A 19414-nucleotide genomic window follows, 5' to 3' on the forward strand; every position below is an offset into this window, starting at 1 on the left:
TGCCGAGGCTCTTCGCCGACCTCGCGGTCGCTCATGGCGACGCCCGCTACAGCCGGCTGCTGCGCTCCATCGCCCGCGCCAAGCTTTTGATCCTCGACGACTGGGGGCCGGAAGCGCTCAATGCCGACCAGGCGCGCGACCTCTTGGAAATTGTCGAGGACCGCTACGACGCGGGCTCCCTCGTCATCACCAGCCAGGTTCCCGTCGATCGCTGGCACGACATGATCGGCGTGCCGACAATCGCCGACGCCATCCTCGACCGCGTCATCCACAACGCCTATCGAATAGAACTCTCCGGCGAGAGCCTGCGCAAACGGCGCTCGGCCGCGACGAAAAACGAACCCGCTTGACCGCGTTCAAAACGCGAAACATCATTCAAACCGATCTGCAGCAGAGCAACGCCGGTGGCCGACATCAAATCGGAACGCCGGCCGGCTTCGGATTGGAATAGGTGACCGGCTTCATATTGGAATGCATGGCCGGCTTCGTCGGTATCCGCATGCCGGTCTCTTCCGATTGTGAGAATATGCAAAATGAGCTCGCGAAGCAGCGGCCTGACCTCCCATACATGAGGAGCATTTGGCAGGGGCGCTACGCGCGGAGCATCGATATAGAGGGTTCGCATGGCGACGTCGCCCTGCACGTCGATGCCGTGCGGGATCCCTGGCCAGATCGTTCGCGTCGGCGGGATGATCCAAGCGGCGCCATCCGTCATGACGCGCATCACGCCTGAAGCCCCAAGACGAGCTGGCCCCCGCGATGGCGATGGGCTGAAAGCCTTATCCCGGAATGATAGATCGCCGCCAGCGTCCGGATATCGAAGCCGTCGCCGCTGGCGCTCAATCCAACACTCCAGGATCACGCGCATTGCGTCGATTAATGTCCGTTCCGCCCGAAGGCGGCACCACGACCTTGTGGTCAAGATTTCGCTAGCTGAGTCCTTAGCCCGATACCAATGGGCCTAAAGCGCGTAAGAGGCGTGCTTCGTTAAAAATTTTGCAGCGCCTCCTGCTGCCACAGATATTCTGTCCTTCAAACTCTCGTTGACGATTTGGTAGTTTTCAAAATCGCGATCACTGGCGAAAACCCCGACAGGCAAAGTTAAAGCCTGAAAAAAACTAAATAGCGGTCGAAGTTGATGCTCCAGGACCAGAGCATGCCTCTCGCTGCCGCCGGTGGCAGCGAGAAGGATGGGTTTATCGATCAATGCTTCATAATGCACGAGATCGAAGAGATGTTTGAACAAGCCCGTATAGGATGCCCGATAGACGGGAGTTGACACCACGAGGGCATCAGCCGTTTCGATCGCTTGGATTGCTTTGATGACGGCGCTGGGCGCATGGGAGGCGGACGAAACAGCTGGCAGATCGGCGAGGAGACTGGAGACTTCTATGTAGGTCGTCTCCACGGGAACTATTCGTGCGATCTGATCGACAATCGCTGAGGCTAACACCGCCGACTTAGATGGCTTCGAGAGACCGCCAGACACGGCGACAACGTTTAGCTTACTCATATCTCGCTCCTCGGGACTATGCAGTTGCGTGGCAGAACGTGCTCTACGGCATGACGGCTTCAAAGGTCCGCGAAGCGTCGAGGTGATCGATTTGATGCCCCATCCTGCTGCGTTTCGCTTCTAAATATCTTATGTTCTCTCCGTTCGGCGCAGTATGGAGCGCGACGATTTCTTCTATCGAGACGCCTAGACGCGCCAATTCGGTCGCCTTGTGGGGGTTGTTGCTCATCAACCTTATTCCTCTCACGCCGAGCTGCGACAGAATGGCGCCTGCGGCGTGGTAGTTTCTGGCGTCGACAGGCAACCCCAGGCGCAGATTGGCGTCGACTGTGTCGGCGCCTTGGTCCTGAAGCTCATAGGCGCGGAGCTTCTGCGTCAATCCAACGCCTCGCCCCTCGTGACCACGTAGATAAATCAGGATGCCGCGTCTTTCCTGCGCAATGCGGCGCAGCGCAAGATCGAGCTGCCCGCCGCAATCGCACCTTAGCGAACCCAAAAGATCGCCTGTGAGACATTCCGAATGCACGCGCGTGAGCACATTTTTCGCGCCGCGGAGGTCGCCCATCACAAAGGCGACGTGTTCGGCGCCGTCGTTCGCGCGGAAAACGTGGGCGGCGAATTCGCCGTGTCGCGTCGGCAGGCGAGATTTCGCAAGGAGCGTCAAGGGGTCGGCGCGGCGTTGAGCGTAGTCCACGAGATCGGCGATCTGCACAATTGGCAGGTCATGCGTCTGCGCAAATGCGAAAAGGTCATCGCGACGCGCCATTTCGCCATCTTCGCGTACGATCTCGCACAGCACGCCGACGGGCGCGCAACCGGCGCGCGCTGCAAGTTCGGACGCTGCTTCGGTGTGGCCGCGTCGTCCCAAAATTCCACGCCAATGGCGCCGCAGGGGAAATATATGGCCTGGTCTCACAAAGTCGTCAGCGCTGGATTTCGAGTCCGCCAGGGCGCGCGCCGTTGCGCTTCGTTCCCGTGCGGAGATGCCTGTCGTGAGCCCATGGCGGCAGTCCACCGTGACCGTGAAAGCGGTTCCCTGAGCGTCGCCTCCATGCGGGGCCATTAGCGGTAAGGACAGGCGATCTGCAATATCATCGGGAAGGGCGACGCAAACAACGCCGCTTGTATGCCGCACCATGAAGGCCATCGCCTCCGGCGTCATCTTTTCGGCGGGCAAGATAAGATCGCCCTCATTTTCACGGCATTCGTCATCGACGACGATAACAAACCCGCCACGTTGCTGAGCAGCGACAGCTTCGTCAATGGTGGAAAAGTTCATTTAGAGAGCTTTCGATATGTCAAGAGTAAAAGGACGGCTGTGGATAGACGCCGTTTATCGCCCAGTCTCCAATCTCGCGGAGCTTCTCATCGAGTGGATCGTGCAGCGTGTGCGTCCGTGCGTTCCGCCAGAAGCGGTCGAGACGAAAATGCGCCGCCGTTGCGCGCGCGCCCATCACATCAAAAATTCGTGAGCTGGCCTCGAGCGCGGCGCGTACGCTGATCGCCTTGGCGCTCGCAATGTTGATGGCCAACGCTCCTCTTTGCTCCGGAGTGATGTCGTCCCCGAGCCGCCAAGCGTCATCGAACTGGCGCGCAACATTCTCGACAATCGCATTCGCTGCGGCGCTTTGCGCCCAAAGCTCGCCGACCGTGCGTAATCTGAACGGATCTGAGCGAATGCGTTTCGACTCTTCGACGGGCAACGCCGACACATAGGCCCGCGCCTCTTCCACCGCGCCCTGGGCAAGCCCGGCATAGATGTTGACGAGGATCAGCTGCGCGAGGCAAGGGCGAAGCGTGGCAAAGGGCGAGCCAAGCGGACCAGGAGAAACGAGTAACTCGTCTTGACTGACGAGAACTTCAGAAAATGACACGGTCCCGCTATCCGTCTGCCTTTGGCCCATATTGTCCCAGTCGTCGTGAATACATATGCCCGCGCGCCGGGTCGGTATCGCGGCGATTATGAGTTTGTCTGCGTGGTCGACCGCCGAGACCACCAGCATGTCGGAGTCGCTGGCGCCTGAACAGAAGCTCTTTTCTCCATCAAGCCGAAAGGCGTCGCCAGCCGCTTTGATGCGTAGGCGCCGGTCCTTCGGGTTGAGCGCATTGCCCCAAAACCAGCGTTGGACAGCGCTACGCGCTATTAGCTCAAATGCCTGCTGTCTCGGTCCGAAGAACTGCAGCGTTGCGATCATAAGATGATGAAACGCAAAAAGATGCGCGAGAGAGCTGTCGACGGCCGCGATTTTCCGAATGACCCCGAAAATCTCAATCCAGTTGCCGTCGACGCCGCCCAGCTCCTTCGGCGTTGATAAAAGCAGCAAGCCGCTCGCGCGAATCAAATCGCGTTCTCTTTTTGCCGTGCCGCCTTGCCGATCGCGTTCCGGCGCTGTCACCGCAAGCAAAGCAAGAAGTTGTTCGAGTGACGGCGCGCCCGTTGGCGCAGGGGAAGTGGGAAGCGGAGTAATGGCGCTCATTGCCTCAGCTCAGGACGCTGCCGAAGGACTTGAAGATGCGGGCATCACCGCAACGCTGCCGAAAGGCCCTGTTATCTTTTCTCCTGGCAGGACGCCATGGCCGTCAATTCCAAGGCGCGGAAACATCAATTCTGCAAAGCGATATGCTTCTTCCAGATGTGGGTAGCCCGAAAGGACAAAACTGTCCGCGCCAAGCGCCTCGTATTCCCTGATGCGCGCCTCGATCTGATTCGGATCGCCGACGAGCGCAGTTCCCGCGCCCCCACGCGTCAGGCCAACGCCGGTCCAAAGATTGGGACTTACTTCTAGATCGTCGCGGCTGCGCCCGTTGCCCTTTCTGAGGCTGATCATGCGCTGCTGGCCGATTGAATCCATTTTCGAGAAAGTCGCCTGCGCATTTTCGATCATCCGATCGTCAAGGCGACTTATGAGGCTTTCCGCAGCGATCCAGGCCGCCTTTTCCGTAGGACGGACGATGACATGCAGGCGAACACCGAGGCGGACGTTACGACCGCAACGCGCAGCGCGTGCTTTGATGTCAGCGAATTTTTCGCCGACCGCAGAGGGTGGTTCGCCCCAGGTCAGATACGTGTCAACTGCGCGCGCCGCAAGATCGTGCGCTGCGTCAGAGGAGCCGCCGAAATAAAGCGGCGGGCGCGGCGACTGGAACGGCGGGAACAGCAGCTTGCCGCCGGAAAGACGAAAATGGCGCCCCTCATAGTCAACGGCTGCGCCGCTTCGACTAGCGCGCAACAATGCCTCCCAGACATGCACGAATTCTTCAGAAACGGCGTAGCGCGCCGAATGATCCAAAAAGACGCCGTCGCCGGCGAGCTCTTGCGCATCGCCGCCCGCGACAAGGTTAATGAGAAGTCGCCCTTCCGACAGGCGGTCGAGCGTCGCCGTCATGCGGGCGGCGAGCGCCGGCTGAGTAAGGCCTGGTCGCAGCGCAACAAGGAAGCGTAGCCGCTTTGTCGAGTTGATCAGACTTGCGGCGACGATCCACGGATCTTCGCAGGACCGGCCTGTTGGGATCAGAACGCCATGATAGCCGAGACTATCAGCCGCGATTCCGATTTGTTGAATATAGTCGAAATTCGCGACACGGGCGCCTTCTTCCGCTCCCAGATAGCGTGAGTCGCCATGCGTAGGGATATACCAAAAAATATCCATTGCCGCAGTCCATTCGATTGTGACCACTTTCGTTTGAACGAGCGCAAGTCCCGGGCCAGCATTTTCTGGCCGGAAATGCTGGTGACACTCGGGCCTGGGTGTTGCATTTGCAGCATCTGATTGACGTACTGTGGCCTCTGCAGCAGCGTCAGTTTAGGTTTATGTGTAACAAACGCGCGGCGTTCCGCCATGCAACGTTTTCGAGGGCGTCGTCATCGAGCTCGAGGGCAACAAAATCTTTGACGCTCTGTAGAATGGGGCGAAACGGATAGGATGTGCCAAAGAGCAGTTGGGTGGAAAGGAATCCCTTAGCTGCCGCCGCGTAACGCTCGCCGCCCGGCGCAAAGAGATACATGTCCGGTGAGACGAAGACATTTTCGTTGCGGAAGGCCACACCAATCATGTCATCTATCCTGGGATAGAATCCATGACAGCAGACGATTCGTAGTGAAGGAAAGCGCTTGGCGACACGGTCGACCGCCAGCGGGTCATTGTGCCTAAGGTCAGGGGTGGTGGGGCCGGACATAAGGAACACGGGTTTGTTGGCCGCGTTGCACGCAGCGTAAATGGGCGTTAAAGACTCGTGGTCGTGCGAAATGGGTTCGTTATAGAAACCCGGATCGACGTTAACGCCGGCAAGCTTGAGGTCTGACAGGCAGCGATAGGCCTCGACTTCAGCCGCAACCCCCGCGAAAAGCTGTGGATCGACCGAGCCGACGCCGAGCAGCCGACCCTCTGAAGCGCCTACGAGAGCTGCAAGTTCATCATTCGATATGCGTACGGCTGGGGTGCTTCTACCGACCATCACGGCGACGTCAATGTGAGCGGCAGCAAGTTCATCGACCAATCCTGTTAGATCCTTGGCTCGAGTGAAATGATCGACATCTCTCGCGCCGAGACGACGGTTGATCCACCGCACCGTCTCATAGTCATCTGACTGGCAGTCGGCGCCGAAAAAGGAATGCAAGAAGGATGGGCGCGCGCGCATATCGATAATATGCTTCGCTTTACGTTCGGTCATCGTCGCTCCATGTGATGCAAGGACTGTGCGTCAGCCTGCTCGCAAAGCGCGGACCGACTTTTTTAAGAAACGGCGAGCGATCGGTGAGCATGCTGCATATGCAGCACCGCGTGGCTCGCCATTGCTTCATTTGCAAAGGCGTTGGCGTGGCGCTGCGCTGATCCCCTTGATTCTATGAAAAAAATGAATTGGCAAAGTGCTTGCTCCGGGGAGGCCCGAGCCATCGGTGCGTTGGTTGCGCCTGCATTCGGGCGTGGTCGACGTGACAAGGGAGTTCAGGATGAGCGGCGCTAATTCGCCTGTTGAGCGCAATCGCAACGAGCCGATCAAATTCGCCTACTGGGTGCCAAACGTTTCCGGCGGACTCGTGATCAGCAAAATTCCGCAGCGAACGAGCTGGGATCTCGAATATAATGTGAAGCTCGCGCAGATCGCCGAAGCGTCAGGATTTGAATATGCGCTGACGCAAATCCGATTTGCTGCGGGTTATGGCGCAGAATATCAACATGAATCAGTCAGCTTTTCGCACGCGCTTCTCGCCGCGACGCAGAAGCTCAATGTAATTGCCGCGGTTCTTCCGGGCCCATGGACGCCGGCGCTTTTAGCGAAGCAAGTTGCGTCGATCAGCCATTACACGAGAGGACGAATCGCCGTTAACATTGTGTCCGGATGGTTCAGAGGCGAGTTTCACGCCATCGGCGAACCCTGGCTCGACCATGACGAACGTTACCGTCGCTCCGAAGAATTCATTCGATCTCTTCGCGGCATTTGGTCGGAGGACAATTTCAGTTTCTCCGGCGACTTCTATCGCTTCCATGACTACACGCTGAAACCGAAGCCGATCGCGCCTCCGGAAATCTTCCAGGGCGGAAGCTCGCGCGCCGCGCGTGACATGGCGGCGACCGTGTCGGACTGGTATTTTACCAATGGCAATACGCCAGACGGCATAAAGAAGCAGATCGACGACATCAACGCCAAAGCGGCGCACGCCGGCCGCAAGGTGAAGATCGGCATTAATGCTTTTGCGATTGTCCGCGCCGCTCACGATGACGCAAAAAAAGAGCTCGACGAAATCCTCGCGCATGCAGATCCAGCGGCGGTCCGCAGCTTCCATCAAGAAGTTCAGAACGCGGGTAACGCTTCGCCCGAGCACGAAGGCAATTGGGCGAAGTCGAGCTTCGAGGATCTCGTCCAATACAATGATGGCTTCAAGACAAATCTGATCGGTACGCCCGAAGAAGTTGCGCGCCGCATCATCGATCTTAAGCGCGTAGGCGTCGATCTCGTGCTCCTCGGCTTCCTGCACTTTCAGGAAGAGGTGGAGTTTTTTGGAAAGCACGTGATCCCGTTGGTGCGCGCTTACGAAGCTGAGGAAGCCGAACGCGCGGCGGCCTAGGTTATCACCTTTGATTCAATTTCGGGTGCAACTCCCGAAGCTCAGGGCGTAGAAAATGTCGACTCAGAACGAAAATGAAGCTTTCAAAGAACTAGACGACGTGATCGAAAAGATCGTCGCTGCGAATGCAGAGCGTAACGACGAGCAGTCTATTTTTCCGCGTGAAAATCTCGAAGCGCTTGCGGCGGAGGGCTGGACGCGCGTTCTGATACCGCACGACTATGGCGGCCTGGGTCTCGATCACGTCGCCTTTGCGGAAGCGTCCTATCGCATCGGCCAGAAAGACGCTTCGACTGGCCTTGTCTACGTCATGCATGTCGGCGCCGCGCAGACCGTCAATCTCTATGGCACGCACGATCAGAAGGAACGTTGGCTGAGGCCGAATGGCAAATATCTGCTTGGAACCTATTCAACGAGCGAACGCGCGTCAGGCGGCCATTGGTGGTACAACTTTTCAGAAGCGTCGCGCGATGGCGAAGATTATATCGTAAACGCCGAAAAGTCATTTACGACGTCGGCAGGCAAAGCGGATTACTACATTACGCAAACGCGTACGCCTGGCGCCCGCGACCAATCGGACATCTCGTTCTTTATCGTCGACGGCGGTTCACCTGGCATCACGCCCGGACCGTGGAACGCGCTCGGGGTGCGCGGCAATCACTCGGGACCCATTCGTTATGATGGCGTCAAGGTTCCGAAGCGTGATCGTCTCGGCGAGGAAAATCAGGGTAAGGAAATTATCTATAACGGCGTGTCCCCGATCTATCTGATCGGGCTTGGCGCCGTGTGGGAAGGTGTGGCCCGAGGCGTATATGATACCGCCGTTAATCACATCAAGAACTCCTTTCATCAGGACACGAACAAGCGGCTCGCCGATTATCAGGCAATTCGTCAGGAATTGGCGAAAGCCAAGGTCCACATCGAGTCGCTCGGCGCGTGGCGGCGCGAATTGGCGTCTCGTCTCGACACGTTGTGGCGCTCGAATTCGCCGCAGGCGGAGCTGCTCATCGCTCTGACTGAATTCAAAGTGCACGCCTCCGAAACCGCAAATGTCGCCGCAGCTGCGGCGCTCACCGTCACGGGGGGCTACGGCTACAAGAAAGGCGCGCTGGAGCGCTATTTTCGCGACGCCCGAGCGGGCATCGGAATGGGGCCGTCGAATATCATTGCACGCGACTGGATCGGCAAGACGTCTGTCGGTTTGCCGCTCGAACTCTTCTACGAGGGCGGCGAATAGGTTCGCCGTCTCCCGCCGCAATTCACGCCCCGCAAGGAGCAATCCTCATGAAGCCGACATCCTCTCCTGTGAAACTGAAACGTTTAGCAACCACGAGCATATTGGCGCTGAGCGCTGGGACGGCCCTCGCTGCGGATCTACCGCCCAATCGCTTGGTGCCGCCGCCCGCCTTTGCTGTTGTGGAGGACTATCAACCCTTCCAGGTCCGGTTGCGTGCGACGGCCATCGTCCCCGACGGGCATTTTTCCATCTACGATCGCTTTGGAGCGGTTGGCTCGGTGAGCGGGCTAACAACCGGTTTGCCGGGGAGCCAGATTTTCGGCGCGGGCGTCAATGTCTCGAATTCGGTTATTCCCGAGATCGATCTCGCATATTATTTTACCCGTAACTTCGCGGTAGAAACTATCGCCGGATATACGCGCCACAAGCTCACGGCGACAGGCACGCTTTCGGAGATTCCGGTCGGGTCGACCAACCTGTTACCGGTTTCGCTGCTCGCGCAATATCACTTCACGAATTTCGGCGCATTTCAGCCTTACATTGGCGTTGGCGTCACTTGGGCCGTTCCTTATGCGTACACGCCAGGAAACAGCTGGACGCCGCTGATAACGGCGCTGGGGGTCACGGGTCTCAATTCCGTACGCGAACTGCATGTCGGCCAGTCGGTCGGCGTGGCGGGGCAAGTGGGGTTCGACTACATGTTCACGCCAAATTTTGGTGTAAACGTTGATCTCAAGCGCATCATGGCGGAACCTACGTCCTACGCCACGATCTATAATTCCGCGCTCAACAAAAACATATACGTTCGCGTCAGTTCGAATATCGATCCGTGGCTCGCGAGCGTTGGCGTGACGTTCCGGTTTGGAGCGGACGTGATCGCGCCCGTTCTCGCCAGGTTTTAAATAGACCTCAGGAGCTGCGCCATACGGCGGAAGAAACCAGCACGCGGCTCGGCAAATGCCGCGCGCTGAAATAAGCATCGGCAATTTCCTGTTGTTCCGATATGACGTTTTCGTCCATCGCGCGAGGCTGAAACTCGAGACTATCAAAATAGCGCTGCGCAGCGGCTGGATCCAAATTCAGCCCACGGGTTTCAGCTACTCGCGGGGCAAGGGAAACAGGGCGCCGGTCCCGAACCGACTCCACCTCACTTAGGAGGGCGTCGACGACGTTCGGGTGGCCAATCGCAAAGGCGCGCCGCGCGACGTAGAATTGACGATTTTGGACTCGACCAACGCCGTCAACTAAGAGCCGCGCGCCATGCCGGGCGCCTGCGATGCTGAGCATGGGGGCCCATATCGCCCACGCATCGATCACGCCTTTTTCGAGTTCAGCGACAAGGTCCAGACTGGGCGAAATGTAAACCGGCTCAATATCGGTCGGCGATAAGCCACGACTTTTCAAAAGCGACATTAGCAAATGGTCGGCATTCGACCATTTGCTAAACGCAACTCGCTTTCCGCGGAGATCATCGACCGATACGATCGTGCGGTTCGTCACGACGATTCCCACGTCGCAGGGCGCAGGCGGCTCGTGTCCGATGTAATAAAAAGGAACGCCGGTGCCTAACGCAAAAACTGTGGCGGCCTCGCCCGTGACTCCAAAATCAATTTCGCCTTTACCAATGGCGTCAAGAATTGCTGGGCCAGAGCCGAATTCGCTCCATCTCGAACGAAATCCGAGCGGGCGAAGTCGCTCGTCCAAAGATCCAAGCACGTGGAGCGCCGCAAGCGTCCCAAAATGCTGATAGCCGACACGCACGACTCCGAGGCCGGTCGCTCCGCGCAGTTCCGTCGTCGTTTTCTGTGGAGAGGCCGCGGTTTTGCGTTGGGCAATCAGGCCCATATGCGAAAGATGCGTTCGAAATTCATTGCGAGTTACGCCAAGCGCCTCGGCTGCGCGCACCTGGTTGGCCTTTTCGCGTTCGAAGGCGCATACTATCGCGCATTGCGTCACGCGCTTCAAAACGTCTCGCTCATTGCGGGCCAAAGCTTCGTTGATAGTTTGACGCAAATTTGCTTCGAAATCGATCGTATCGTCCTCGTGCTCGATCGTCTCGACAAGCGGGACGTCCGTGACCTCCGCGTCCTGCGCGAGCAACAGCGCATTGTGTATGACATTCTGCAGCTCGCGGATGTTCCCGGGCCAGCTATAGTCCAGCAGTTTCCTCATGGCCCTCTCAGAAAGCGACGCATCGGGCCAGCCGAAACGCGCGCCATAATGATTCAAGAAAAATTCCGCAAGTGGCGCGATGTCTCCCTTGCGCTTGCGCAGCGGCGCCAGCTTCACCGTCAAGACGTTGAGACGATATAGAAGATCCTGGCGGAACGTCTTGGCTTCGACCGCGCGTTCAAGATTTACATTCGTCGCCGCGATCAGCCGAATATCAATCGGGCGGGCCTGCCTCGATCCGACGCGCACAACCTCTCGTTCTTGAAGGACCCGAAGCAGCTTCACTTGAGCCCGTTGCGGAAGGTCGCCGATTTCATCAAGTAACAGCGTGCCGCCATTGGCGGCCTCGAACCACCCTGCTTCACTTGTGATCGCGCCCGTAAAAGCTCCCCTTTCGTGCCCGAAGAGTTCTGCGTCGACTAGGCTTTCGCTGAGAGCCCCGCAGTTTACGGCGAGGAATGGTCCCGTTCGTCGCGCGCTATTCAAGTGCACGTATCGAGCGGCTATTTCCTTACCCGTGCCTGTTTCACCCGTTATCAGGACGGGAGCGTCGGTGCGGGCGATTGTATCAAGCTCGTCTTTCAGTTTCCGCGATATGGGATCGACAAACACCATTGCTGTCGCGCGCGCGGTGGTCGGCTGCGCGATCGTCTTCGCGGGAGCGACGCTGGAACTATTTCGCGGAACTCTTGTCCAATTCATGGCCTCAATCTCGCTCGCTGATGGCTCCGACCTATTCGAAGAAACCTGCGACTTTGGAATGAAGCGCATGGACAGAACGCCTTTGAGCGTGCGAATGCGCTGCAGAATTTGAGCGCGATGTCAGCGTTTCGGTCAACAAGTGTGAAGGCATATCGAAGAGGATCGCCAATGAAGCGGGTCCGCGGCCCAGTCCACTTGCCCCCGATGGGATCGGCGGGAGGGCAGTGACCGATGGCGAGAACGACCGCGTCCGCGCGGACGGACGGCCCTCCCTCCAAATGGAGCATCCATCCGCCTGCCGGGTGCCTGGCGACACGACGGACCTCGTCGAAAACGACGGAGAGGTTCGCCGATCCGCCGATGTCAGCCGCCGAGGCGAGCAATGTGTCGCGAACATATTCCCCGTACCACTGGCGCGGGAGGAAATCGCTGGGATGGACGTTTCCATGTCGTCGCCGAGCCCATTCCACGAAATCGTCAGGGCGGTCTGGCCAAGCGCTCATTCGTCCTGCCGGCACGTTGAGCAAGTGCATCGGTTCGCGCGTGGCGTAGGCGACACCCTCGCCAACGGCGCCCCGCCGCTCGACCAGTACGACGCGGAGCGGGGCGTCAGCGCGCCGCAGAATTTGCGCCGCTGTCTTCGAACCGCTGAAGCCGCCACCAACAATGACGACCGTGGGCGCGTCATCGCTCGTTGGGCGGCGTTTGCCCGCCGGTTCAGACGGCCGAGGGACGAACCGCCGGAAATCCCTCAGTGGGGGCGCATAGGCGTGTACGGTCACCAGGGTTTCGCCGATTTGGGAAGCGCTGCGGACAGTATGGACGCCGGCATCCCCGAAAGCCGTCACCTCTCCGGTTCGGACCGTTTCCTCATATTCCAAGTCTACGAATCCGTCCGTCGCGATCCGGTAGCAACCCTCCGCCGCCTCGCCCTGGACGACCTGCAAGACGCAAATAGATCCGTCGTGGTCATGGGGAATGCTCGCTTGACCGGGCAGCCAAGTCATCACCAGCAGCTCATAATGTTTTCGCACAACCACGGGGGCGCGATTGTCGCTTTGCGGATTCGTTCGCACAAAGGGAGCAACGTCGGCCGTTGTTAGTTGCGACGCCTTCATCGTGTGCGCGAGGTCGGTCAGTGAAGGGGAGGGGCCCAGCGCATCGAGTTTGCGCACCAGTTCGAGAAGTCCGCCGTGCAAGGCGAGGATCGGCGGAAGCGGCTCTTCGTTGATATTGCCGAAGTCGGCGCGACAGCGGGGTTTCGACATCATGCTGTGCCTTTCGGTTTGTTCGCCGGCGAACGAGAGGCAGTGCCTTTCGCATACAGTCAGCCGATTCATGCATCCTGACCGAGCGGCGAAGCGAACAGCCGCGCCCCGACAGTGATCCGTTCCATCGCCATGCCGGCTACCATCGAGAGCACGAAGACGAGCGCATGCGGGTCGAGAAAACCGACGTCGACGATGCCGGGCCCCGGGCAGATGCCGGAAAGACCCCAACCAATTCCGAAGATGAGGCTCCCCGTGACGAGCGACCCGTCAATCTTGCTCGCTCGCGGTAGATGCAAAGCGTCGCTGAGAAGCTTCCGGTTGCGCCGTTTCGCGACCTGAAAAGCGACGAACCCGACGGCCACTGCGCCGCCCATGACAAAGGCGAGTGAGGGATCCCAAAGCCCGGCGAAGTCGAGAAACCCTTGAACTTTGCTGGGCTGGGTCATGCCGGAAATGTAAAGACCAACGCCAAATACCAGGCCTGTGGTGAAGGAGAGGAAAAGGCGCATCATCGCTTTCTTCAGCCCGCGAGATGACGCAGCGCGAATACCGTAGCGGCGCCGGCAGAGACGAAAGTCAGGGTCGCGACAAAGGAGCGCGGCGATAAACGCGAAAGTCCGCAGATCCCGTGACCGCTCGTGCAGCCGGAGCCCAGGCGAGCGCCAAATCCGACGAGCAAGCCGGCAACCGCCAGCCGCGTCCAGGAAATATCGATAGCTGGCGGCGTAGGCGCCAAGACGAGCGTCAGTGCGGCAGGCGCGGCGAGCAATCCGAGCAAAAACGCCAATCGCCAGCCGAATTCACGGCCGCGGTGCACGAGCGCTCCGTCGACGATTCCGCTCACGCCCAGAGTTCGCCCGCCGAACAAGAGGAGGGCGGCGGCGGCCAGTCCAACAAGCACGCCACCCGCCAGGGAAGGCCAGGGCGTGAAATGTAGCCAATCGATCTGCATGTCGTTCCCCACCGAATTTGCGGCTAACCGTGAGCTTGACATTTATTTAGACTACATTATCGATAGACTAAATTATTTGAATGATCAATCCAGATGGAGAAAAGGGATGGACAGGCAAAAAAGCGCGGCCGCTGCGGTTCTGATTCTCGGCGCACTTTTGGTGAGCACCCGGTTGGCGCAAGCGACGGAAGGCTATTTCCTTGAAGGGTATGGCGCGCGCGAGAAAGGCGTCGGCGGCGCTGGTGCAGCGGACTCCCGCGATCCCCTGGCGCTGTCGATCAATCCGGCGGGCCTCGTCGACGTCGGCCATCAATATACCCTGGGTCTCACCGCCTTCTCGCCCGATCGCGGCTACTGGACCTCGGGACCGGGCTTTGTGGCGCCGGGCCACGTCGAGAGCGGACGCAATCTCTTTCCCATTCCCTATGGCGGCTATACCCGGCCGATCGACCAGCAATCCGCCTGGGGCGTGGCCTTCTATGGCAATGGCGGCATGAACACGACCTATTCGCCCAACTACACAAGTCAGTTTTTCGTCAGTCCGTTCTGTCCGCAAACGGGCGTCTTCTGCGGCCGCAATGCGGGCGTCGACCTTAACCAGGCGTTCATCACAGCCGGCTACGCCCAGCGCTTCGGCAATCTCTCGATCGGTTTCGCGCCGGTGCTCGCCGTTCAGATCTTTAAGGCGCGTGGACTAGCAATCTTCGGGCCCTTTTCCTCGGCGCCCGGGCAGCTTACCGATCACAGCTACAACTGGTCGGTCGGCGCGGGCGTTCGCGCTGGTCTGCAATATCGCGTGACCGACAAGTTCCGCATCGGCGTCGCGGGTTCGTCGCCGATCTGGATGTCGCCTTTCGAGAACTACAAGGGACTGTTTGCCAACCAGGGCGACTTCGACATACCCGCCAATATTACGGCGGGCGTGGCCTATGACGCACTGCCGACGCTCACCCTGCTCGCCGACTGGAAGCATATTTTCTATTCGCAGGTTCCGTCTGTCGGCAATCCGACGACGCAGCCCTTTCAGCTCGGCGTAATGAACGGACCCGGCTTCGGTTGGCGCGATATCGATGTGATCAAGCTCGGAGCCGAATATCGGGGTTTCGAGAAGCTGACGCTGCGCGCCGGCTACAGCTACAACAGCAGTCCGATCCGATCGCGCGACGTGACGCTCAACATTCTCGCGCCGGCCGTGACGCAGCACCATATCAGCGGCGGCCTGAGCTACAATCTGACGCCGTCGTCCTCGATCGACATCGCCGCCGTCGTCTCGCCGCAGGGTACGGTCTCGGGCATCGAACGCACGCCGCTGGGCCCCAATCCGCTGCGCACGATCACGCTCTATCTCAACACGTTCGAGATTACCGCCGGTTGGACGCACCGCTTCGACGCGGCGCCGGCGCCGGCGATCGCGGCGAAGTACTGATCGCCGCCAGGCTTTCTCGCAGACCGAACCGCCTTTTCGTCCGATGTCAGCCTTTGCGCAATTCGACGAAAACATGACTTGAGATTGGAGAACGTCCATGCCCGTCGCCGAGTTCGTCAATGCCGCCAAACTGGCCCTCTCGTCTGATCCGACTCAAGCCCAGGCCAGGTTCAGAGCGCATCATGACCTCACAGGTCGAACCGAGGTAACCGTCAAGGTCGGATCGGGGCACCGTTTTACGGTCGATGAGCCGGCGGCCTTGGGCGGCGGCGACACCGCAGCGAATCCTGTCGAGTACGCCTTGGCTTCGCTCGGTTCATGCCAAGCCATCAGCTATCGGGTATGGGCGGCTCAACTCGGAGTGGAGCTCGATAGGGTCGAGGTGGAAATCGAAGGCGATATCGACTTGCGTGGGTTCTTTGGCGTCGATGATCGGATTCGCCCCGGGTTCAATGCAGTGCGAATTCGAGTCCGCTTGATCGGGCCCGAATCCGCTGCTCGCTATGAGGAACTCGCCGCGGCCGTGGACGCTCACTGCCCGGTGCTCGACCTCTTCCGCAATTCAGTTCCGGTCGAGCGAGAACTGACGCCGCCTCACTGATCCAATCGCTGGCCGAGCGGACTGCCGCCAAGCGGACGTTACTACCGGCATTTCCCGATCGCAAAAGGAGAACAGCATGCCTCTCGATTCGAAAAAGCCCGAGACGATCGCCCTCCATGGCGGATGGCGCGCCGACACCACGACTGGAGCTGTCGCCGTGCCGATCTATCAAACGACCTCTTATCAGTTCAACGACACTGAACACGCGGCCAACCTGTTCGCGCTGAAAGAGTTCGGCAACATCTACACGCGGATCGGCAATCCGACGAACGCGGTCCTGGAGGCGCGCGTCGCAGCGCTCGAAGGCGGCGCCGCGGCTCTGGCGCTGGCGTCCGGCCAAGCGGCCTCCGCCTTCGCCTTGCAAAATCTCGCCAGAGTCGGCGACAATGTCGTGTCCTCGACAGATTTATACGGAGGAACCTGGAATCTCTTCACCAACACGCTGAGGGACCAAGGGATCGAAGTGCGTTTTGTCGACCCCATCGATCCGGAAAATTTCCGCCGCGCCACTGACGATCGCACGCGGGCCTATTATGCGGAGACATTGCCAAACCCAAAGCTCAACGTCTTCCCGATCGCGGAAGTCGCAGCGATCGGCCGTGAATATGGGATCCCGCTCATCGTCGACAACACGGCAGCGCCGATTCTTGCGAAGCCCCTCGATCACGGCGCAGCGATCGTTGTGTATTCGACCACCAAGTATCTCGGCGGTCACGGGACCTCGATCGGCGGCGTGATTGTCGACGGCGGCAATTTCGATTGGGAGAGACATCCGGAACGTCAGCCCGCCCTTAACACGCCGGACCCAAGCTATCATGGCGCCGTATGGGTCGATGCGGTCAAGCCTCTCGGTCCGATTGCTTACATCGTCAAGGCGCGCACGACGCTTCTGCGTGACCTAGGCGCAGCGCTCTCGCCCTTCAACGCATTTCTGACGCTGCAGGGGATCGAGACGCTCGCTCTTCGCATCGAACGCCACACCAAGAACGCCCAAGCGGTGGCGGACTTCCTCAGTCGCCGGCCGGAGGTGACCAAGGTCATTCATCCATCGCGGCAGACCGGCGTCGCGCGAGAGCGCGCCGAGAAATATCTGAACGACGGCTACGGCGGCCTCGTTGGATTCGAACTCGCAGGCGGAATCGGAGCCGGACGCCGGTTCATCGACAGCTTGGATTTATTCTATCATCTCGCCAATATCGGAGATGCACGCAGTCTCGCGATCCACCCCGCATCGACAACGCATTCGCAACTCTCGCCAGAGGATCAACTTGCGACCGGCGTGACAGAGGGCTACGTGCGTCTGTCTGTTGGTTTAGAGCACATCGACGACATTCTCGCGGACTTGGATAAAGGACTCACGGCCGCTGGTGTGATTGCAAAGGCCGCGTGAACATTCGACTATCCCTGAATATGGATTGCGGCTGAATGCTTCGCTTTGGGCGCCGGATTGCGCGGCGCATCGTCGAGCCGAGGGACCAGCGCCTAGCGGAGTTGCAAATCGGCTATCGACGCGCCGTTCACGCGGGCGAGTAGAACCGGGGAGGCCTTGAAGGTCACGACCTTGCGCGCACAGATCGAAGCTTCCGTTCCGGTCTTGGGGTTACGGCCAACGCGCTCGCGCGAGAGCATTTGAGCCGCGACACCGGCGCCGACTCCGAAATCCGACAGCGTCGGGGTTTTCTATTCCGGCGCAGCCTACGGATAGTGATTTGGTGAAAAAAGACCCGGATCATTCCTTCGATCCGGGCCGAATGCCGAGCCGCGAGTTTGTGGGCGGAATGCGAGCTCGTGATTCGGAAGCGTAGGTGTTGGGCGCGCAAGGTTCAAGGCCGGCTGGCGACTTTCCCCGGGTGTCTTTTCAAAAAGCCGCCGCGTTCCTATCTCGGCGCGAGCGGCGTCGGGTCGGTCTACCTCGGATGGACAGGCGGCCGTCTTTTGCTTTGGGCCGCGCTCAAAAAACAAAGACGCCCGCCTCTGTTAGGAGTGCGGGCGTCTGTCAGAGCTTAATGGAATATGAGCCGCTTTCAGCTTCTATGGCCGGTTTGTGGCGTTCCCTCCCCGTCAGCTTCGGCTCCCTCCCGCAATGCCGACACTCTGCGCCGATCCGCTTAACGCGGCTTCGGTTTGGCTTCAATAGAAAACGAGAGCGTTCAAGGCCACGACCTGTCCATACCCGGCGCGCGATACTCGCGCCAGTTTGGGCGAACATCGTTCGGATGCGCTCCGCACGCCGAGCGTTGAGACGGCGCCAGCGACGGAACCTCAATCGCGCCGGGCAGGCTTTCGATGTCGACGATCACGTGACGGCCGCACTCGCAACCGGCTTCGACGGATCGAACGCCAATCGAGCGCATGTTCTCAAGCGTCATCGCCGGGCCGGTGTAGCGGGCGGGCGTCGCGCTCGCCTATGTCTATTTCGAAGACGAGCCCACTCGACGCGGGCTGGTCAATCGTCTCTCAGGCGCGACGCCAAGGCGGTCGCGCAGATGATCGGGCGGGCGCTGACGGCGAAAGCTGAGGGCCGGGTTCATGCGTCGGGGAACTGAGTATGGGGGCTTCGCGTTGTCCTTAACCGCCCGCTTAGAGGCGGAGACAAGGGAGGATGATGCCAAAAGCGTGAATCGTTCCTCATCATTTTGGGTTTTGTCTGCGTCGGCGCTTTCTCCGCGCTACTCGGTTAGGAGAAGGTCTTAATCCTGACCATCCGCCGCATGCGCATTTGACCGTCACCTTAAGGAAAACGCCTCGCTGTGGATTTGCGCGCCCATGTCGAGAGACGGGCCGCCGTTCCCAAGGTCGGGCAATGTCCGAGCGGCTGGACGCAAAGCGGCAATTACTGCGTCGAGATGCGGACGCGGTAAGCTCGCAGTCGGCGTTCCCGCGCGCCGGCTGCCAGGTAGCCCAGGGCCGGCCCTGTCAGCTTTGGCTTAGAAACCGGGGGTTTCGCAGGTAGCGGAAAAAGCCGCAGGCTCAAATTGCCTGCCTGATGGGATAGAAGAACCTACCCGTTTGTTACATTGACTTTGACAGATGTGGACAACATATTCCGCCCTGTAAAGTCGTCCCGCCCTGCCGAATTGTCGCCGGATGGCGCGCGTGCTCGGCAATCGTCGAGCTAGGCGGGCGGGGCCGCATCCCTTACCTGAATTCCCAAACGTCTTCGATTTTCGGGCCGAGCATGTCGCGCCAGCGGCGCGCATCGGAACGCTCGCGCTTATAGGAACGCGCAATCGCGCCAGCGCACATATCGACCAATTGAATCAGCCGATCATTCGAAGAATTCGCAAATCGAATATCCTTGATGGCGCCCGACGCGCAGTGGCGGTGCAGATAGGGGTCAGAACAAGAGCTGCTCAAAATCGTACGCTTCCGTAATGGCCCCTTCAGCGTCAAGTCCCTCGTATCAACTTCACCAATCTTTGGCGCGCCGCGCGAGCGCGCCCATCATAGCGCCGTAGCGAGCGCGGCGCCTG

The 19414-nt window shown here is 59.4% G+C and carries 17 protein-coding genes and 1 pseudogene; 7 read left to right on the top strand and 11 right to left on the bottom strand.

Going from position 1 to position 19414, the window contains the following annotated elements:
- Positions 1-350, top strand: a 350-nt coding sequence (locus tag ACR65T_RS02535) for an ATP-binding protein (protein ID WP_434495015.1), incomplete at its 5' end; no start/stop codon positions are given.
- Positions 351-961: 611 nt separating this feature from the next.
- On the opposite strand, the gene msuE is transcribed toward ACR65T_RS02535, so the two are convergent.
- From msuE to ACR65T_RS02560, 5 genes are all read right to left on the bottom strand, one after another.
- The gene (gene msuE / locus ACR65T_RS02540) at positions 962-1513 is read right to left on the bottom strand and encodes an FMN reductase (protein ID WP_434495016.1); all 552 of its coding nucleotides are present in this window, start codon (positions 1511-1513) and stop codon (positions 962-964) included.
- 43 nt (positions 1514-1556) lie between these two features.
- Positions 1557-2792, bottom strand: a complete 1236-nt coding sequence (gene ribA / locus ACR65T_RS02545) for a GTP cyclohydrolase II (protein ID WP_434495017.1) — start codon at positions 2790-2792, stop codon at positions 1557-1559.
- A 19-nt stretch (positions 2793-2811) separates the two neighbouring features.
- Complete coding sequence (locus tag ACR65T_RS02550; protein WP_434495018.1) at positions 2812-3990, bottom strand: acyl-CoA dehydrogenase family protein; 1179 nt, start codon at positions 3988-3990, stop codon at positions 2812-2814.
- Between the two features lie 9 nt (positions 3991-3999).
- Complete coding sequence (gene ssuD, locus ACR65T_RS02555; RefSeq protein WP_434495019.1) at positions 4000-5163, bottom strand: FMNH2-dependent alkanesulfonate monooxygenase; 1164 nt, start codon at positions 5161-5163, stop codon at positions 4000-4002.
- Positions 5164-5311: 148 nt separating this feature from the next.
- Positions 5312-6184, bottom strand: coding sequence for an amidohydrolase family protein (locus tag ACR65T_RS02560; protein WP_434495020.1), 873 nt, complete (start codon positions 6182-6184; stop codon positions 5312-5314).
- 280 nt (positions 6185-6464) lie between these two features.
- On the opposite strand from ACR65T_RS02560, the gene sfnG reads away from it, so the two are divergent.
- The 3 genes from sfnG to ACR65T_RS02575 are packed head-to-tail and all read left to right on the top strand — an operon-like array spanning position 6465 to position 9719.
- On the top strand, positions 6465-7580 hold the full coding sequence (gene sfnG, locus ACR65T_RS02565) for a dimethylsulfone monooxygenase SfnG (RefSeq protein ID WP_434495021.1): 1116 nt from the start codon (positions 6465-6467) through the stop codon (positions 7578-7580).
- Positions 7581-7635: 55 nt separating this feature from the next.
- Entirely contained in the window at positions 7636-8817 is a 1182-nt protein-coding gene (locus ACR65T_RS02570) for an acyl-CoA dehydrogenase family protein (protein ID WP_434495022.1), read from the top strand.
- A gap of 47 nt (positions 8818-8864) precedes the next feature.
- Complete coding sequence (locus ACR65T_RS02575; protein WP_434495023.1) at positions 8865-9719, top strand: OmpW/AlkL family protein; 855 nt, start codon at positions 8865-8867, stop codon at positions 9717-9719.
- Between the two features lie 7 nt (positions 9720-9726).
- Here the strand turns inward: ACR65T_RS02575 and ACR65T_RS02580 are convergent, their stop codons facing one another.
- The 4 genes from ACR65T_RS02580 to ACR65T_RS02595 are packed head-to-tail and all read right to left on the bottom strand — an operon-like array spanning position 9727 to position 13914.
- Positions 9727-11691, bottom strand: a complete 1965-nt coding sequence (locus tag ACR65T_RS02580; RefSeq protein ID WP_434495024.1) for a sigma 54-interacting transcriptional regulator — start codon at positions 11689-11691, stop codon at positions 9727-9729.
- On the bottom strand, positions 11688-13031 hold the full coding sequence (locus tag ACR65T_RS02585; RefSeq protein ID WP_434495025.1) for an FAD/NAD(P)-binding protein: 1344 nt from the start codon (positions 13029-13031) through the stop codon (positions 11688-11690). The genes ACR65T_RS02580 and ACR65T_RS02585 overlap by 4 nt, the downstream gene beginning before the upstream one ends.
- Positions 13028-13474: a DUF6691 family protein gene (locus ACR65T_RS02590; protein ID WP_434495026.1), complete on the bottom strand. Its 447-nt coding sequence runs from the start codon at positions 13472-13474 to the stop codon at positions 13028-13030. The genes ACR65T_RS02585 and ACR65T_RS02590 overlap by 4 nt, the downstream gene beginning before the upstream one ends.
- 8 nt (positions 13475-13482) lie before the next feature.
- Positions 13483-13914: a YeeE/YedE family protein gene (locus ACR65T_RS02595; RefSeq protein WP_434495027.1), complete on the bottom strand. Its 432-nt coding sequence runs from the start codon at positions 13912-13914 to the stop codon at positions 13483-13485.
- Between the two features lie 106 nt (positions 13915-14020).
- On the opposite strand from ACR65T_RS02595, the gene ACR65T_RS02600 reads away from it, so the two are divergent.
- The 3 genes from ACR65T_RS02600 to ACR65T_RS02610 all read left to right on the top strand — a co-directional run bounded on the left by ACR65T_RS02600 (position 14021) and on the right by ACR65T_RS02610 (position 17331).
- Entirely contained in the window at positions 14021-15340 is a 1320-nt protein-coding gene (locus ACR65T_RS02600) for an OmpP1/FadL family transporter (protein WP_434495028.1), read from the top strand.
- 97 nt (positions 15341-15437) lie between these two features.
- Positions 15438-15941: an OsmC family protein gene (locus ACR65T_RS02605; RefSeq protein ID WP_434495029.1), complete on the top strand. Its 504-nt coding sequence runs from the start codon at positions 15438-15440 to the stop codon at positions 15939-15941.
- A 76-nt stretch (positions 15942-16017) separates the two neighbouring features.
- Complete coding sequence (locus ACR65T_RS02610) at positions 16018-17331, top strand: O-acetylhomoserine aminocarboxypropyltransferase/cysteine synthase family protein (RefSeq protein ID WP_434495030.1); 1314 nt, start codon at positions 16018-16020, stop codon at positions 17329-17331.
- Positions 17332-17423: 92 nt separating this feature from the next.
- Here ACR65T_RS02610 and ACR65T_RS02615 read toward each other — a convergent pair.
- Positions 17424-17561 (bottom strand): annotated as a pseudogene (locus ACR65T_RS02615) (HU family DNA-binding protein); the annotation flags it as partial.
- A 1518-nt stretch (positions 17562-19079) separates the two neighbouring features.
- Entirely contained in the window at positions 19080-19334 is a 255-nt protein-coding gene (locus tag ACR65T_RS02620) for a DUF3800 domain-containing protein (RefSeq protein ID WP_434495031.1), read from the bottom strand.
- Positions 19335-19414: the final 80 nt, after the last annotated feature.

The organism is Methylocystis sp., from assembly GCF_051061285.1.
Lineage (GTDB): Bacteria > Pseudomonadota > Alphaproteobacteria > Rhizobiales > Beijerinckiaceae > Methylocystis.

Coding starts and splice junctions, on each gene's coding strand:
- ACR65T_RS02595 (WP_434495027.1), bottom strand. CDS start 13,914: ATGCAGATCGATTGGCTACATTTCACGCCCTGGCCTTCCCTGGCGGGT.
- ribA (WP_434495017.1), bottom strand. CDS start 2,792: ATGAACTTTTCCACCATTGACGAAGCTGTCGCTGCTCAGCAACGTGGC.
- ssuD (WP_434495019.1), bottom strand. CDS start 5,163: ATGGATATTTTTTGGTATATCCCTACGCATGGCGACTCACGCTATCTG.
- ACR65T_RS02610 (WP_434495030.1), top strand. CDS start 16,018: ATGCCTCTCGATTCGAAAAAGCCCGAGACGATCGCCCTCCATGGCGGA.
- ACR65T_RS02575 (WP_434495023.1), top strand. CDS start 8,865: ATGAAGCCGACATCCTCTCCTGTGAAACTGAAACGTTTAGCAACCACG.
- ACR65T_RS02570 (WP_434495022.1), top strand. CDS start 7,636: ATGTCGACTCAGAACGAAAATGAAGCTTTCAAAGAACTAGACGACGTG.
- ACR65T_RS02585 (WP_434495025.1), bottom strand. CDS start 13,031: ATGAATCGGCTGACTGTATGCGAAAGGCACTGCCTCTCGTTCGCCGGC.
- ACR65T_RS02560 (WP_434495020.1), bottom strand. CDS start 6,184: ATGACCGAACGTAAAGCGAAGCATATTATCGATATGCGCGCGCGCCCA.
- sfnG (WP_434495021.1), top strand. CDS start 6,465: ATGAGCGGCGCTAATTCGCCTGTTGAGCGCAATCGCAACGAGCCGATC.
- ACR65T_RS02550 (WP_434495018.1), bottom strand. CDS start 3,990: ATGAGCGCCATTACTCCGCTTCCCACTTCCCCTGCGCCAACGGGCGCG.
- ACR65T_RS02605 (WP_434495029.1), top strand. CDS start 15,438: ATGCCCGTCGCCGAGTTCGTCAATGCCGCCAAACTGGCCCTCTCGTCT.
- ACR65T_RS02590 (WP_434495026.1), bottom strand. CDS start 13,474: ATGATGCGCCTTTTCCTCTCCTTCACCACAGGCCTGGTATTTGGCGTT.
- ACR65T_RS02600 (WP_434495028.1), top strand. CDS start 14,021: ATGGACAGGCAAAAAAGCGCGGCCGCTGCGGTTCTGATTCTCGGCGCA.
- msuE (WP_434495016.1), bottom strand. CDS start 1,513: ATGAGTAAGCTAAACGTTGTCGCCGTGTCTGGCGGTCTCTCGAAGCCA.
- ACR65T_RS02580 (WP_434495024.1), bottom strand. CDS start 11,691: ATGAATTGGACAAGAGTTCCGCGAAATAGTTCCAGCGTCGCTCCCGCG.